The sequence below is a fragment of the Flavobacterium sp. LMO8 genome (genome assembly GCF_009495755.1).
Taxonomy (GTDB): Bacteria; Bacteroidota; Bacteroidia; order Flavobacteriales; family Flavobacteriaceae; genus Flavobacterium.
Map to the genome: position 1 here is coordinate 153,321 of NZ_WIBJ01000030.1, position 16,247 is coordinate 169,567.

Annotated in this window: 16 protein-coding genes; 7 read left to right on the forward strand and 9 right to left on the reverse strand. The window is 31.0% G+C overall.

What is annotated here, in order from left to right:
- The first annotated feature begins 63 nt into the window (after positions 1–63).
- Both GFJ94_RS07000 and GFJ94_RS07005 read left to right on the forward strand, forming a co-directional pair.
- Positions 64–660 carry a murein L,D-transpeptidase catalytic domain-containing protein gene (locus tag GFJ94_RS07000; RefSeq protein WP_153200838.1) on the forward strand — a complete coding sequence of 199 codons (597 nt, stop codon included), beginning with the start codon at positions 64–66 and terminating at the stop codon, positions 658–660.
- A gap of 58 nt (positions 661–718) precedes the next feature.
- Positions 719–2,818 (forward strand): TonB-dependent receptor domain-containing protein, encoded by a 2,100-nt coding sequence (locus GFJ94_RS07005; RefSeq protein ID WP_153200839.1) that lies wholly within the window; start codon positions 719–721, stop codon positions 2,816–2,818.
- 88 nt (positions 2,819–2,906) lie between these two features.
- On the opposite strand, the gene GFJ94_RS07010 is transcribed toward GFJ94_RS07005, so the two are convergent.
- From GFJ94_RS07010 to htpG, 7 genes are all read right to left on the reverse strand, one after another.
- The gene (locus GFJ94_RS07010) at positions 2,907–3,725 is read right to left on the reverse strand and encodes a hypothetical protein (protein ID WP_153200840.1); all 819 of its coding nucleotides are present in this window, start codon (positions 3,723–3,725) and stop codon (positions 2,907–2,909) included.
- 2 nt (positions 3,726–3,727) lie between these two features.
- Entirely contained in the window at positions 3,728–4,558 is an 831-nt protein-coding gene (locus tag GFJ94_RS07015; RefSeq protein ID WP_153200841.1) for a hypothetical protein, read from the reverse strand.
- Positions 4,559–4,629: 71 nt separating this feature from the next.
- Positions 4,630–5,028 carry a DUF2721 domain-containing protein gene (locus GFJ94_RS07020; protein WP_153200842.1) on the reverse strand — a complete coding sequence of 133 codons (399 nt, stop codon included), beginning with the start codon at positions 5,026–5,028 and terminating at the stop codon, positions 4,630–4,632.
- Positions 5,029–5,032: 4 nt separating this feature from the next.
- Positions 5,033–5,959, reverse strand: coding sequence for a PD40 domain-containing protein (locus GFJ94_RS07025; RefSeq protein WP_153200843.1), 927 nt, complete (start codon positions 5,957–5,959; stop codon positions 5,033–5,035).
- Complete coding sequence (locus tag GFJ94_RS07030; protein ID WP_153200844.1) at positions 5,959–6,396, reverse strand: SRPBCC domain-containing protein; 438 nt, start codon at positions 6,394–6,396, stop codon at positions 5,959–5,961. The genes GFJ94_RS07025 and GFJ94_RS07030 overlap by 1 nt, the downstream gene beginning before the upstream one ends.
- Before the next feature lie 83 nt (positions 6,397–6,479).
- Positions 6,480–7,214 (reverse strand): hypothetical protein, encoded by a 735-nt coding sequence (locus tag GFJ94_RS07035; RefSeq protein WP_153200846.1) that lies wholly within the window; start codon positions 7,212–7,214, stop codon positions 6,480–6,482.
- An 84-nt stretch (positions 7,215–7,298) separates the two neighbouring features.
- The gene (gene htpG, locus GFJ94_RS07040) at positions 7,299–9,182 is read right to left on the reverse strand and encodes a molecular chaperone HtpG (RefSeq protein WP_153200847.1); all 1,884 of its coding nucleotides are present in this window, start codon (positions 9,180–9,182) and stop codon (positions 7,299–7,301) included.
- Between the two features lie 137 nt (positions 9,183–9,319).
- Here htpG and GFJ94_RS07045 point away from each other — a divergent pair, with 137 nt between their 5' ends.
- Entirely contained in the window at positions 9,320–9,802 is a 483-nt protein-coding gene (locus tag GFJ94_RS07045; protein WP_153200848.1) for a lipocalin family protein, read from the forward strand.
- Between the two features lie 2 nt (positions 9,803–9,804).
- Positions 9,805–10,500: an OmpA family protein gene (locus GFJ94_RS07050; protein WP_153200849.1), complete on the forward strand. Its 696-nt coding sequence runs from the start codon at positions 9,805–9,807 to the stop codon at positions 10,498–10,500.
- A 37-nt stretch (positions 10,501–10,537) separates the two neighbouring features.
- Here the strand turns inward: GFJ94_RS07050 and GFJ94_RS07055 are convergent, their stop codons facing one another.
- Positions 10,538–11,146, reverse strand: a complete 609-nt coding sequence (locus GFJ94_RS07055) for a hypothetical protein (protein ID WP_153200850.1) — start codon at positions 11,144–11,146, stop codon at positions 10,538–10,540.
- A gap of 77 nt (positions 11,147–11,223) precedes the next feature.
- On the opposite strand from GFJ94_RS07055, the gene GFJ94_RS07060 reads away from it, so the two are divergent.
- Positions 11,224–12,150 (forward strand): ABC transporter ATP-binding protein, encoded by a 927-nt coding sequence (locus GFJ94_RS07060; RefSeq protein WP_153200851.1) that lies wholly within the window; start codon positions 11,224–11,226, stop codon positions 12,148–12,150.
- 85 nt (positions 12,151–12,235) lie between these two features.
- Here GFJ94_RS07060 and GFJ94_RS07065 read toward each other — a convergent pair whose 3' ends face one another.
- Complete coding sequence (locus tag GFJ94_RS07065; RefSeq protein WP_153200852.1) at positions 12,236–14,647, reverse strand: prolyl oligopeptidase family serine peptidase; 2,412 nt, start codon at positions 14,645–14,647, stop codon at positions 12,236–12,238.
- 118 nt (positions 14,648–14,765) lie between these two features.
- Between GFJ94_RS07065 and GFJ94_RS07070 the strand changes: the two genes are divergently transcribed.
- Both GFJ94_RS07070 and GFJ94_RS07075 read left to right on the forward strand, forming a co-directional pair.
- Positions 14,766–15,098 (forward strand): YegP family protein, encoded by a 333-nt coding sequence (locus tag GFJ94_RS07070; RefSeq protein WP_153200853.1) that lies wholly within the window; start codon positions 14,766–14,768, stop codon positions 15,096–15,098.
- A 137-nt stretch (positions 15,099–15,235) separates the two neighbouring features.
- Complete coding sequence (locus GFJ94_RS07075; RefSeq protein WP_153200854.1) at positions 15,236–16,243, forward strand: 3-oxoacyl-ACP synthase III family protein; 1,008 nt, start codon at positions 15,236–15,238, stop codon at positions 16,241–16,243.
- Positions 16,244–16,247 lie beyond the last annotated feature (4 nt).

Genomic DNA, 16,247 nt, shown 5'->3' on the forward strand with positions numbered 1-16,247 from the left:
ACAAAAGGTTTAAATAAAAAATAAAAAAATGAGTTTAATCTGTATGTAAATACTTTTAAATATATGAAAAACTTTCTGTTCTTACTTGTGCTTTCTTTTTTATGTTGCAATAATGCAGAAAATACATCGAAAGTGCCAAAAGATTATTTTAAAATTCACTCAGAAGCATTTGAGTTTTGTAAGAAAGAAAAGTTCAATGAAGAATATTATTTTTTGGTTGATTTAAGTATTCATTCGGGTAAAAACCGCTTTTTTATTTGTGATTTTGAAACCAATAAAGTAATCGATAAAAACTTGGTTACACACGGAAGTTGCGATCAGTTTGAAGAAAATTCAGATAAGTGGAAAAAAGTAAAATTCGATAATAGAGTAGATAGTCATTGTTCCATGAAAGGAAAATACAAAATTGGCAATCGCGACTATAGTTCGTGGGGAATAAACGTGAAATATTGGTTACATGGATTAGAATCAACTAATAAAAACGCTGAAAAAAGAGTAGTAGTTTTACATTCGTGGAGTGCTGTTAAAAATAAAGAAGTCTATCCAAAATATTCGCCTTTGAGTTGGGGTTGTCCAGCAGTTTCTAATGAATTTATGAAAAAAATAGACAGTCGCTTGCAAAAATCTGAAAAGCCAGTTTTGTTATGGATTGTAGAATAAATGAATTTGTTTGTAACAAAACAAGAAAAAACCTACTAATTGAAATTATATTAGTACAATGAAAAAAATTTTAATTTGCCTTTCAGTTTTCGCCTTTCAATTTTCAATTGCACAAGAAGAAACATTAAAAGATAGTATAAAAACCACCGAATTAAATGAGGTAGTTTTAGTGAAAAAGAAAAAAGCTATTGAACAAAAAGCTGACAGAACTATATTTGATTTTTCAGAACAAAGTCATTTGAATTCGGGTTCTGTGATGGAAGGATTAAAAAAGTTACCTGGATTAATCGTTTCTGATGTAGCTGGAATGATGTATCAAGGAAAACAATTAGAGGTATTTATGGATGCTAGGCCATTGAATATTTATTCTAACGAATTAACTTCCTATTTAGAAAGTCTTCCTGCAAATTCTATAGAAAAAGTAGAAATTATTACGCAACCTGGAGCCGAATTTCCAGCAACTTCTGGTGGTGCAATTATAAATATTGTAACTTCAAAAAACGCTAAAAAATATCTTTCGGCAACGTATTCAAACGGATATAGTTATACAAAATATGATAAATCACGTCATCGATTTAACAATAGTTTATTGGTAAATGCTAAAAATAAATGGTTTGGTTGGCAGGTTCAATTAGGGCAAAACTTCAACCAAGGTTATCAACGAACCAATTTTCAAAATGAAACCACAGTACTTTCTAAAAATACGACCGACAGAGAAAATCGTTTTTACTTTTTTAAAACCGGTTTAAAGTTCGATTTAAAAAAAGATAGATTTTTGGTCAATTACGATTTCACCACTTCAAATAATAATGCTTTAATTGATGCAAGTGGTTTTGGATTTGCAACAAGTGATAAGAGTAAAAATAAACTCAACAGAAACGATGTTGCCTTGAATTATCAAAAGCGATTTGATGATGCAACTAAAAAATTAGACTTTAGATTTAATGTTAATTCGGTTAATAATAATTTCGATTTGAATAATAGAATTTCTGGAAATTCCGTTTTAGATAATGGCTACGATCAGTTGTTTTATCAATTTAAAACCGATTATTCGCAAGAATTTTCATTTTTAGATAAAACTAAATTTTCAACTGGAGTTTTAGCTGATAAATTAGAATTTGAAGCACAAAATTCTGGTTTAACCAATTTAGATTATCAACGAACCACTTTAGCCGCTTACACTGAATTTCAATCTTCTTACAAAAATTTTGATTTTATTTTGGGTGGAAGATTAGAGTCCTATTCTATTAAAGGAAATACAGATACTGATGAATTAATACCTTTTAATCAAACTCGATTTTTTCCTAATGCAAGTCTTCAATACAATATAATTCCACAAGTTTTTGTGAATGCGAATTATAATAAAAAGATTAGTTTACCCAATACATCTGCTTTAAATCCGAACAATACCAATTATCAAAATCCAAATGTTTCCTTTTTTGGAAACCCCAATTTAGAACCTACCATTTTTGATAATTACGAAGTTAAAATAAGCGCTTTTGAATATTTTTTTGTGAGTTATTCTCGTAGCGATGCGAATAATCAGGTAATGAACAGGATAATTACTGATGGTGATGGTGCTGCAAGTATTTCAGAAAATATTCCGCAAATAACCATTCATAATTTTAATTTTGGCTTGCCAGTTCCATATATGTTGTTTACCAAAGGTTTAAAAGAAACCTTGAAATTTGATTTTAATCCAGATGAGATTAATTTTTTATACTTGTACGTTGGACATCAAAAGCACATTTTACCTGATGTTAGCGGAAAAGGTTTGTGGTTTTTTAATGCTATGTCGCAAATTGTTTTACCAAGTAAAATTAAGTTTACAGCAAATTATAACACTTCAACAACAGGTGGAAATTATTTCTATTATGAAAATCGAGTTCCGTTTAGCCAACAATTTGATGTTACATTTGCTAAGAAATTCTTAGATAATAATTTATCGGTTTCGGTTTATTGTAACGATATTTTTAATACCAATAAACAAGGATTTAACGCCTTAGGAACAAATTTAGTTTACGAAAGTAGAAATGATTCAAGACGAGTAGGAATTACATTAAATTATAAAATTCCGACTAAAAATAAATTAGCAAAAGAAGAAGGTAATATCTTGAATAATGATAAAAAAGAAGATCAGCCAGTTATTGGGAATTAATTTGAAATTATCATAAGACATTTAATAAAAAATCTCGTTTAAAATTACTTTAAACGAGATTTTATCCGAACTAAAAATTAACTAACCTTTATCGTCTTCCACCACGACGTTTTGTTTTTACAACTGTGGTTTTTCCTCTTTTGTTTTTGTGAATTACTGTAGTTCCTCTTCTATTATGAACTACAACAGTCGATTTGCTTCTTCTTGGTGCATATATTTTTCGTGCAACAATAACTCTGTGTGTAGTTGTTTTGTGAAAATATACTCTATGATGCGCACATCTTCCGTTAAAAATGGAGTATCGATAAGGTTTCCAAGGTTTCCACCATCTTGGATAAAATCCCCAACGATGAGGAGAAACCCAAACCACATATCCTGGCGCATACAAGAAACGAACGCTTGGCCAAAACCAAACATTTACTACTACACCAGCTGTAGTAATTTCTGGAACATTTGGTCCTCCTTTTGATTTTTCGATTTTTTCTTCGATTTCAAAAGGTTCAACAATGGTATTTTCTGCATATAATTCTAAATCACCTTCAATTTGCAGTATTGCCGATTCATTTCCTGTTTTTTCTATTCCAATTGTGGCTATGTCCTGTTTTTCTGTTTCACTTAAATACGTGCTTAAAACAATTACATGTGTATTATTCTCTTGAATATCTTGCACCACAATGTAATCAATTTCACCATCATTGTTTAAATCAAGATTGTTCACATTGTTTTTTTCTTCATTGATTAATTTTTCAAATTCTTCTAATGAGTTTGCTTGCTTAAATAAGGCTAAAGCACCTTCTAAACTGAAATTTTCACCTGTGTATTCTGGTATATCATTTTTGTCATTATCTTGAGCAAAGCTTGTTGTAATTCCTAAAAATAACAACAATAGAAAGGATAATCTTTTCATGATTAATATAGTGTTACATTGTAAACAGTTCCGTTTGAATGTGTATAAGTTGCTAAGTTGTCACAGGTATTATTCCCATAGTCTAAAATTCCATCCAAAACACTACCTTGTAAGTCTAATTGTCCTTGCGAAATATGACTACAAGCATATTTTTTAATTAAAGTCTCAACTACAGTTACACTTAATGAAGAACCACCTACTCTCGTAATTGTGTGATTTCCCGAGGTAATTTCGTATATATTATCGGCTAATATTAATGTGCTAACTCCTGCCGTTTGTTTTACAGTTCTAGTACCATTATGGTTAAAAACAATTCCTTGTAAATTTGTAATTTTTCCGTTCGTTATAGTTCTTGTCCACTGTGGAATATCTGGATTTGTAGTTGTGTTTTCATAAACTACCGTTCCTTCAACTTTTCTGCCATTTACATAATAATTATTTCCTCTTTCAATGGTCATAATACTTCCATTATTCATCACATAATCAGTAATAGTGATGGTAATAATTCCAGAACGAGTTAAGCCATTATAAGTGCAACCTGTTCCAAAATCAACTGTAAATACTTTCGGAAATACACCAGGAGTAGAGTTGTTAACACTCACAGAGGCACATGGAGCAACAGCGTTTGTTTGATTAGAACTTCTTTCAGAATAACTTGAATTGTCGCTTGAAACATCAATTCCAGAATTAAAATCTAATTCATTTGTTAAATCAATATCCGCCGAAGCGTTAACTAATTCTTTATCAACAGAAAAATCTTCTTCTTTATTACAAGAAGTAAAATTTAAAGCTAATAATAACAATCCAGCAGTGTAAATTTTAAATTTTTTCATAATTATAATTTTTTTGAGGTTATAATAATTAGACATCGTTCTTCTAAAAAGGTTTAATAAAAAGTTAAAATTTATTCAATATCTTCCGATAAATCTTTCAAGTGAACTCTCAATGCATAAACAGAAATACTAATTTCCCAAAACGAAATTCCCAAAGAAATTAGTAAGCAAAGCAAGCTAGCACCGAAAAAATACATCCCAATAGTTTCTTGACCAATATATAAAACTAACATAGCAAAAACCGATAGAAACAAACACATTACTCCAAAAAGTTGCATGTAACGTATTAATGTTAAACGTAAATTTAAATTTTTTATTTCTATTAAGATACTTTTGTTGTGATTATCGTCATAGTTTTTCTTTAAGCTTCTTACTATTTGAGCAATCGTTAAAAATCGATTAGTATAAGCTAAAAGTATTAGAGATGTAGCCGAGAACAATAATGCTGGAGTTTCTAATGAAAGAGTCATGATTTTATAATTTTATATTGGTTTTGTAAATTCTACTCAAACCATTTTCATATTTTGTAATTTCGGTTTCAAATTCGGCTAACGATTTAAACTCTTTTTCAGAAGGTTCAATACGCTTACTTGTAAAGTATAAAGTTTGTGTAGTTGCATCGTAAAACGGACAATAATCCATTTGCTTGGAATTTATTTTTGCTCCTAAGTTCTTAGGTTCATCCCAATTTCCTTTGTTGTTCTTGTAACTGATATATAAATCGCCACTTCCTAAACCATCGGGTCTTCCGTAACAAGTATAAATAATGAATTCCTCATTCGGACTTACAAAGGCGTTAAATTCGTATCCTGTTGAATTGATGTTCATGCCTAAATTTTCAGGTTCGGTATATTGTTTTCCGTCCCACTTGCATACTAAAATATCGTCTTTTCCAAGTGTTTTTATCGCATCTGAAGTAAAATATAAATTCCCGTTTAAGGTAACACAAGGATAGAATTCATCATTAATTGAATTTACTGGAGCACCAACGTTAATAGGTTTCGACCATTCGCTTTTGAGGTCTTTTCGTTCTACATACCAAATGTCGTAATCTTTTGCTTTTGTTGTCTTATCGTCAATAGGTCGGTTTGAAGCGAAATACAAACGTAAACCATCTTGCGTTAAAAAGGGTTCGAGGTTTCTATAGTTTCCAGAAAACGAAGTCATTTGTGGTTCTTGCCATTTGTTTTTATGTTTCTTAGTAACGGCAATTACCGCTCGGTCTTCCGTTGGACTTTGAATTGAAAAATAAATTTCATCCTGATTTTTTGAAATTGTAAAATCGCGAACGTTTTGATATTTTGTTAAAAATTCACATGCCGGTATTGGTTTTGTATGTTCTTGCGAAAAACCATAAATTCCCAAAAACAGAAAGGAAATAAGTTGTAAAAGTACTTTCATTATTTCTCAGCGATTTCTTTTATGGTTTCTAATCCTTTTGGAAAACAGTCTAAAAAATAATTGGCGTGTTCATCTACAATGTCAAGTGTTACTAATACTTTTGAAAGACTTCCAATTTTAATTATTTCATAATTTTCTTGAGCTCCTGTCCAAGCTTTTGTGTCTTCATCTAAAGGTTGTTCTTCAAAGTTTTTGATGTTACCAATGTGAGTAAAATACATTTTTTCATTCGGAACTAAAACACTGATTTCACTATACATTCCGTTTCCGTTTGGATCTAAAAAATGAATCCTTTCGCCTTGTTTCCAAGAAGATTTTGCATATGAACCTTCGCAGAAAGCAGTAGTCCATTTTTTGTAATTTTCTTCTTCCCACATAGCGATCCAAACTTTATCAGTAGGAGCGTTTATTTCAATTTCGAATGATAGATTTTTCATGGTTTCTTTATTCAGTAATCAAATTTAATGAAAAACCCTGACAGGTTTTGAAACCTGTCAGGATTAATATTTAAAACGTTTTTTTATTTCTTATAAAATTTTCTTTTCTCAATTAGATATTCTTTGTCTTCCACTATCCAATATTTTTTTATCCAAAGGCCATCTTTGTTATAAACATAGCGAAAGTTTTCTTTCTTATAATGAGCTCTACCACCTCCAACTGGAATTGGAAATTCAACCGGATAATTAAATTCACGATTGAGTTCAATAACATTGTTAAATTTATCGTATTTGTAGGTTATGATTCCAATTTGACCTTTTTCAGGATAATCAGATCTTTTATTTTCAATAATATTATTTAATGAATCATATTTATATTCAAATTTTCCCCAAATTGAATCTTCCTCCCTAATAAGATTTCCATTTAAATCGTATTCACCACTATTTTTTATAGTTTCTTTTTTAGCATAATTATGCTTTATTCTGTTTTTTATTGAATCAATTTCTTTCTTAACTATCGAATCATTTTTATAACCTTCATTTATATCAAACAATTCAATAGTGTATTGGCTATTATTTATAGTGTCATAGATTACTATACATTTAAATGTCAATTTTTTTCCTCCGTAATATTCTTGTTCTGTTATATAACCATTTTTCAATTCGTACTTATAAGTCCAACTGTATTTTGTTGTTGGATTAATAATAACTTCATATCTCTTATATTTTTTTAATTTCTCAAATTCTTTACTTTTTTGTGAGAAAGAAAATGAACAAATTAAAAGTAGTATTAGTGTTATTTGGAAGCGAAATTTCATTTGCAGAGAATTATTTATCCAAATATAAAAAAATCCTGACAAGTTTCAAAAACCTGTCAGGATTAATAATAGAGTTCTAAATTATTATTTTAAAGTTTCAAAACTACGCTTCACAAAAGCGGTCAATTCTTCTCCTTTTAATAATCCTTGAGAAAGTTTAGCTAAGTCTAGTGCTTGTTTTACCAAGTCTTTTTGTGCGTCTTCTGGACTGTTTAAAATAGTAGTGGCTAGTTCTGAATTTGTGTTTATCACTAAATTATACATATCTGGGAAATTGCCCATGCCAAACATTCCGCCACCGCCAGACGCACTCATTTCTTTCATTCTGCGCATGAATTCAGGTTGGGTAATGATGAATGGTGAAGCATTACTATCTAAATTTTCTAATTGCACTGTGTAGTTTTCTTTTGGAACTACCGTTTCAATAGACGTTTTTAATTTTTCTTTTTCGTCATCTGATAATTTAGAAATCGTTTCTTCTTCTTTCTGAATTAATTTATCAATATGATCAGCATCCACACGAGCAAAAGTTACATTCTCATTATCTGCTTCTAATTTTTGAATCAAATGCGATACAATTGGCGAATCTAACAATAACACTTGATACCCTTTTTCTTTTGCAATATCAATATAACTGTGTTGCGCGTCTTTATTTGAAGCGTAAAGCACAACTAATTTTCCGTTTTTGTCGGTTTGATTCTCTTTTAAATTTTCCTTTAACTCGGCTAACGTATAATATTTATCTTCTGTCGTTGGATATAAAACGAAATCGCCCGCTTTTTCATAGAATTTTGGTTCCGAAAGCATTCCGTATTCCAATACAATTTTGATATCGTTCCATTTTTGTTCGAAATCTTCACGGTTTTCGTTGAATAACGATTTCAATTTATCAGCAACTTTTCGAGTGATGTAGTTCGAAATTTTCTTCACATTTCCATCCGCTTGTAAATACGAACGTGAAACGTTTAACGGAATGTCTGGTGAATCAATCACCCCTTTTAACATGCCTAAAAACTCAGGTACAATTCCTTCTACGTTATCGGTTACATACACCTGATTTTGGTACAATTGAATTTTATCTTTTTGCAATTGTAAATCAGCTCCCATTTTTGGGAAATATAAAATTCCTGTCAAGTTAAACGGATAATCTACATTTAAGTGAATGTTGAACAAAGGTTCTTCAAACTGCATTGGATACAATTCGTGATAGAATTTTTTGTAATCTTCATCCGTTAAATCTACCGGTTGTTTTGTCCAAGCCGGATTTGGATTATTGATGATATTGTCTACTTCTTGGTATTCTGTTTTGTAATCTTCTGGAGCGTCTTCTGGTTTAGGTAAAGCTTCTTGTTTGGTTCCAAATTTAATTGACACTGGCATGAATTTGTTATACTTGGTTAACAATTCACGGATTTTATATTCTTCTAAAAATTCTAAAGAATCTTCTGCAATATGTAAGATGATTTCAGAACCTCTTTCTGTTTTGTCATGTGACACTAAAGTAAATTCCGGACTTCCATCACATGTCCAATGCGCTGCTGGTTCGTCTTTGTATGATTTGGTTATAATTTCTACTTTTTCAGCTACCATAAAAGCAGAATAAAATCCCAATCCAAAATGTCCAATTACACCAGAATCTTTGGCAGAATCTTTATATTTTTCTAAGAATTCTTCAGCTCCTGAGAATGCAATTTGATTGATATATTTTTCTACTTCATCTGCTGTCATTCCTAATCCTTGGTCAATAATGTGCAGTTTTTTACCTTCTTTGTCGATTTTTACTTCGATGATTGGATTGCCATACTCTACTTTCGCTTCGCCAATACTGGTTAAATGTTTTAATTTTAAAGTAGCGTCGGTCGCATTCGATACTAATTCACGAAGAAAAATTTCGTGGTCGCTGTACAAAAACTTTTTAATTAAGGGAAAGATGTTTTCTACTGAAACATTAATTTTTCCTGATGCCATATTTTAAAATTTTAGTTAAACTTTTTTGTTTTATGTTTCAAAAGCAATACCAAAATCAAATCGATGACAAATTGACATATTCTGCTATTTTTCCAATATTATTTATTACTTTTGCTTGTACAAAAAAATATCATTATATGAAAAAAGCATTATTTTATTTATTTGTTGTGTCTTATTTCGTTGTTGGTTGTAAATCTACTACCCCAGTAACTAATACAAAATTAGATAATAAGACAGAGGTAGCCCTTAAAGGGAATTGGAAAATTACGGAAGTTTCATTTCCGGGGTCAAATTATATTAAAATTACTTCTTTTAATATTGCTGATTCAAAATGTTTTGTTGGAAGTCAATGGAAATTTATTTCTAATAATAATAAAGGAGAAATGATTTTGACAGCTTCAGCTTGTGATCCTTATGGTAGCCATATTACTTGGTACATTAATAAAGAAGGTAATATGGTTATGAAGTTTTTATCTGATGGTGTAAAAGCAAAACACACGACATCTGGATATATATTAAAAGTAGTTAATGTTACTTCCAATTCGTTTCAATTAATTGATAAAATGGATGTAGGAGGGCAAATAGTTGAAGTTGTTTATCAATTTAATAAAAACATGTAATTATGAAAAAAAGTATAGCGATTATTATTCTATTTGGCTTATTTTTTGGGCCAATATTAACAAGTTGTGAAGCAGCTAAAAATACAAATAAAACGCAAAGAGGTGCTGCAATAGGTGTTATTGCTGGAGGTGTTTTAGGAGCCGTTATAGGTAATAATGTTAAGGGTGGTAATGCAGCTTTAGGAGCAGCTTTGGGTGCAGCAATTGGAGGTGCGGCAGGAGGATTAATTGGTCATAAAATGGATAAACAAGCTAGAGAAATTCAAGAAGCTTTGCCGGGAGTTAGTGTTCAACGTGTTGGAGAAGGGATTCATCTTACTTTAGGTGAGAATTCGGTTAATTTTGAATTTAATAAAGCAACATTAACATCTACTGCTATGTCAAATTTAGATAAATTGATTCCTGTATTTAAAGATTACAATCAAACTAATATTAAGATTTACGGTTATACAGATAGTAAAGGTTCTGATGAATATAATTTAACATTATCTGAAAAAAGGGCCGCTACAGTGAAGCAATACTTGATTTCTAAAGGGTTATTAGGAAGCCGATTTACTTCTGTGGGTATGGGGGAGGCTGAACCAATTGCTGAAAATGAAACAGAAGCTGGTAGAAGTCAAAATAGAAGAGTTGAATTTACTATTGTCGCAAATGATCAAATGATAAAAGAAGCAGAAAATCAAGCAGGAGGAAATTAATTTTCATAAAAACGAGCAGTTTTATAACGGCTCGTTTTTATCTATCGTTAAATTTTATTAGTATTCCACCACTTATGGTATAATATAAACCAGTAATTGGATTTGGTTTACCAGAGTATGTTAAACTTCCATCCCAATTATAATGTTGTGATGGATTTATAACGAAAGATGCGTCAGCTGAAAGGTAAAAACCATTAAAAATTCTATATCTTGGATTAATTCCTAATATAACATTTACAATTTCATCTTTGCCTGTTGTTAAATAAGAGGATTTTGCAATTGTATATCCTATACCAACGTGTGTGTGTAGATTAAATTTATTATAGTAATATTCTCTATCTAATAATGCTGAAAGGTTATAGTCTAAATGAATTGTACTTCTAATAAAATCTACACCACTTTCATCACCTAAAAAATCATTTGAAATTCTGAATTTTTCTGAAGCAAAATCTAATTTTATTTCAAAATCTTCATAAATTTCATAAAAACCGCCAATTCTTATATGTTTTAAGTTTGTTTGATTCGGTTCATAAACATTATTCATTCCATAATAAGCCTCAATTCCAAATTTAGATTGTGAGTATAAAATATTGGTAGAAATCAAAAGGAATAATGCAAAAAATGTATTTATTTTAAAGTTCTTCATTTTTTTTGTTTACAAATATAAATTATAAAAATAAATTATGCCTGTTTTGTTACAGAGATTTTTAATTTTGCAATATTATGACACAACTTAAAATTAATAATATTTCTTTTTCTTATCAAAATAAATTGGTTTTGAGTAATATAAATTACTTCTTGTCTAAAGGAAAAAATTTGGCTTTAATTGGCGAAAGCGGTTGTGGGAAAAGTACCTTGCTAAAACTTATTTATGGTTTGTATGACTTAGATGAAGGACAGATATTTTGGAATGATTTAGAAGTATTTGGTCCGAAATATCATTTAATTCCAGGAATGCCTTTCATGAAATATTTGGCTCAAGATTTTGATTTGATGCCTTTTATTACCGTTGCTGAAAACGTAGGAAAGTATCTTTCTAATTTTTTTCCAGAAGACAAACAAGCCCGTATTGCGGAGTTGTTAGAAATTGTAGAAATGACCGAATATGCTAATGTAAAAGCTAAGTTTTTAAGTGGTGGTCAAATGCAACGTGTAGCCATTGCTAGAGTTTTAGCATTAGAGCCAGAAGTTTTATTGTTGGATGAACCTTTTAGTCACATCGATAATTTTAGAAAAAATAGTTTGAGAAGAAAACTTTTTGGCTATTTAAAAGAACAACAAATTACTTGTATTGTAGCCACTCACGATAGCACCGATGTTTTGGCTTTTGCTGATGAGGTAGCGATTATTAAAGAGGGAAAAATCATAGAAAGTGGTATTCCAAAGTTTATTTATGATAATCCAAAAGATAAATATGTAGCCTCTTTGTTTGGCGATGTTAACGAAATTAAAATCAACGGAGAACTAAAATTTGTTTATCCATATCAATTAAAAGTTTCGATTAATTCTGATATAAAAGTAGAAGTTGTAAATTCTTATTTTAGAGGAAGTCATTATTTAATTGAAGCCAAATTTGGAAATCAAACTTTATTTTTTGAAAATGATATGATTTTAGCGAATGGGGAAGTGGTTTGTTTGAAATGGATGTAAAAACAAATAGACCTTCAAATCTCTCAATTCAAAGGTCTATTTTCTTTATTCTATGTTCTTATGTCATCCTGAGCTTGTCGAAGGACTAATTCTTTAAATATTTTTCTAAAAATTGGTCTTGTTCCCATAACAAATGAAAAATGTTTTCTTTAGCTACATAACCGTGGCTTTCTTTTGGTAAAATTACCAATCTTGCAGGACCACCTAATCCTTTCAACGCTTGGAAATAACGCTCTGATTGTAATGTAAAAGTTCCAGGATTATTATCAGCTTCTCCATGAACTAATAATAATGGTGTTTTCATTTTTTCTGCATTCATAAAAGGCGACATTCCGTTGTAAACTCCAGGAACATCCCAGTAATTACGTTGCTCACTTTGGAATCCAAAAGGAGTTAATGTTCTGTTGTATGCACCACTTCTTGCAATTCCACAGGCAAATAAATTAGAGTGTGTTAACAAGTTAGCCGTCATGAAAGCTCCGTATGAGTGACCTCCAATAGCTACTTTTTTACGATTGATATAACCTAATTTGTCCACCGCATCAATAGCAGCTTCAGCATTTGCCACTAATTGTGGAATAAAGGTATCGTTAGGTTCTGTTGTTCCTTCACCAATAATTGGGAAAGACGCATCGTCTAAAACTGCATAACCTTTGGTTACCCAATATACAAACGAACCATAGTAAGGGAACGTAAATTCATTTGGGTTTTTATCGTTTTGTCCTGCCGAATTTTTGTCTTTGTATTCTGCTGGATATGCCCAAATTAACAAAGGTAATTTCTCTTTTTTCGTTTTATCATAACCAACAGGTAAATATAAAGTTCCCGAAAGTTCAACTCCATCTTTTCTCTTGTATTTGATCACTTCTTTGTGAACGTTTTTAATACTTTCGAATGGGTTTTTGAAAGTGGTAATCGGAGTTAATTTGTTTTTCGACTTGATGTTTCTAAAATAGTAATTTGGATATTCATTTTTCGATTGAATCATTACCAACACTTCTCCTTTTTTGAAATCTTCAATTGATAGTAAATCTTCTTTTTTGTCTTTTATGTTAGAAGTGTACAATCTCGTTTTTTTCAAAGTAGAGAAATCGTATTCATCAATAAAAGGAAATTGTCCATCTTTAGTATATCCAGACCCAATTAAGTAACCTTTGTTATTTTCAATTGCAATTACATAACGTCCAAATTCGTTCTTTTTCATTTCGAAATTTCCAGGATCCGAGTAAATGTCTTGCGAATTTCTGTCTTCAATAACTTTTGGAGCAATAGCTAAATTTGAAGGGTTAAATAAATACGCTTTTGTATTTCTAGTATCGTACCATGAATCGGCAACAATCGCAATGTTATCGTTTGCCCACATAATGCCAGCATAACGTTGTTGGGTTTTGATTAAGCTTATTGGGTTTGACGTAAAAGGCGCTTCCCATAAGAAAACTTCATCTCTAAAATCAACTTTTACGGCTTGATCTCCGCCGTCTAAAGCTTCCACAAAATATAAAGTTGCTGGTTTATCGGCTCTCCATCCCATACTTCTTTTTCCTTTTCTTACAGAAGAAAATCCTTTAGGCATAATTTCGATTAATGGCACTTCATTTACCACTTTTACTTCTTTTCCGTTGGCATCATAAACTGTAGTTTTTTGTGGAAATCGACTTAGAGGTACAATGTAAGAATATGGTTTTTGAATGGTGGTTATCATTAAATAGTTGCCATCTGGAGAAAAACTCTCGCCGGCATAAATGTCAGCAGATTTAAATAAAGTTGCATTTCCAGATAAACTTACTTTGTATAATTCTGAAGTAACTAAAACATCAAAATTAGCTTCATCTGTTTTGTTTTTCAATAAATCTTGATAGGTTCTGTTTTGTGATTTTGAACCATCACTTGTAGAAACAGTTGGTCCTTTTGGGATATCTTTATTACTGTCTATTAAATCTGGACGGTTTTTTGGTAACATTTTTACTAATAACGTTTCGTTATCTTTCATCCAATTGAACGGACTTCCTAAATTCGCATTCAAATTATCAGAAGTTAGTTTTTTAGCGTTTGCAGTTGCTATATCAATAACCCAAAGCTCCACACCTTTATTTGTGGTGTTAGTAAAAGCAATTTTCTTTTGGTTAGGTGACCAAGAAACATTTGTAATTCGAGCATTTGCAGGTAATCCGGTAACTTGAATTTCGTTTTTGTCCTTGATTTTTCTGATTTTTAGATTGTTGATATACGTAACAGTACTCGAAATATTGGTTACAGAATTAATTCTTAATCCACCTAATTTCATTTCGGTCTGATTTAAATCGTCTAATGTTTTGTAGGTGTTTCTATAGCTTAAAAGCAAGTACTCTTTTTTGGTATCCATACTTACAGATGGTGCTCTTTCGTAATCAGCCAATGCTAAAATTTCAGCAGATGGCTTTTGATACGTTACATTTTCTTGTGCTATCGCGGTGAATGTTCCCACAAAAACGAACAAGGAAAGGAGTTTTAGTTTCATTTTTTTTGGTTTTATAATTGGCACTAAAATTATTTTTTTAGTTACAATTTTTTTACAATTATTTGTTAATTTTTTCCTACCTTTATTTTTTAATAAATCAACAAAAACTATTTTTATTATGGGAAAATTTGTAATTTCAACAAGAAAAAACGGAGAATTTCAATTTAGCTTAAATGCAGGTAATGGTCAAGAAATCTTAGCTAGCGAAGGATATACAACTAAAGCAGCTTGTTTAAATGGAGTAGAATCAGTGAAGAAAAATTCACAAGAAGAAGCTCGTTTCGATAAATTAGAATCAAAAAATGGAAAATTTTATTTCAATTTGAAGGCTACTAATGGTCAAATTATTGGTACAAGTGAAATGTATGAAACTACAGCTTCTAGAGACAACGGAATTGCTTCTGTAGCGAAAAATGCTCCAGATGCTTCGGTTGATGATCAAACGGCTTAGTTTTAATAAATAATTTTGAAAAGTGTCTACCTAAAAGTAGGCACTTTTTGTTTTTAGATTTGTCAAAACAACAAAAAAAGGATTCTAAATTATTAATTTCGTATTTTTGTTTTAATAAAATGTAAAATTCGAAATATATGTTTCATTCCAAAATATCAGGATTAGGGTATTATGTTCCAGATAATATTGTTACCAATAACGATTTGTCTAAAATAATGGAAACCAATGACGAATGGATTCAAGAACGAACTGGAATTCAAGAACGTCGTCACATCATAAGAGGAGAAGATACCACCACTTCAATGGGTGTAAAAGCAGCTGAAATTGCTATTGAACGTTCAGGAGTAACTAAAGAAGATATCGATTTTGTCATCTTCGCTACTTTGAGTCCCGATTATTATTTTCCAGGTCCAGGTGTTTTAGTGCAACGCGATTTAGGTTTAAGAACCGTTGGTGCTTTAGATGTTCGTAATCAATGTTCGGGTTTTGTGTATGCGATTTCAATTGCAGATCAATACATCAAAACCGGAATGTATAAAAACGTTTTAGTAATCGGTTCTGAATTACATTCAACAGGTTTAGATATGACCACTCGTGGTAGAGGTGTTTCGGTGATTTTTGGAGATGGAGCAGGAGCAGCCGTACTTTCAAGAGAAGAAGATTTATCAAAAGGGATTTTATCAACCCATTTACATTCAGAAGGGCAACATGCTGAAGAATTATCGTTAGTTGCTCCTGGAATGGGGAAACGTTGGGTAACCGACATCATTGCAGATAATGATCCAAATGACGAAAGTTATTATCCATACATGAACGGACAATTTGTTTTCAAAAATGCAGTCGTTCGTTTTAGTGAAGTCATTAACGAAGGCTTACAAGCCAATAATCTGCAAGTTTCTGATATAAATCTATTGGTGCCACATCAAGCGAATTTGAGAATTTCACAATTCATTCAACAGAAATTCCGTTTAACGGATAACCAAGTATTCAATAATATTCAAAAATATGGAAATACAACGGCAGCTTCCATTCCAATTGCTTTAACTGAAGCTTGGGAACAAGGTAAAATCAAATCAGGTGATTTAGTAGTTCTAGCGGCTTTTGGTTCAGGTTTTACTTGGGGAAGTGTGATTATTAGATGGTAAGTTT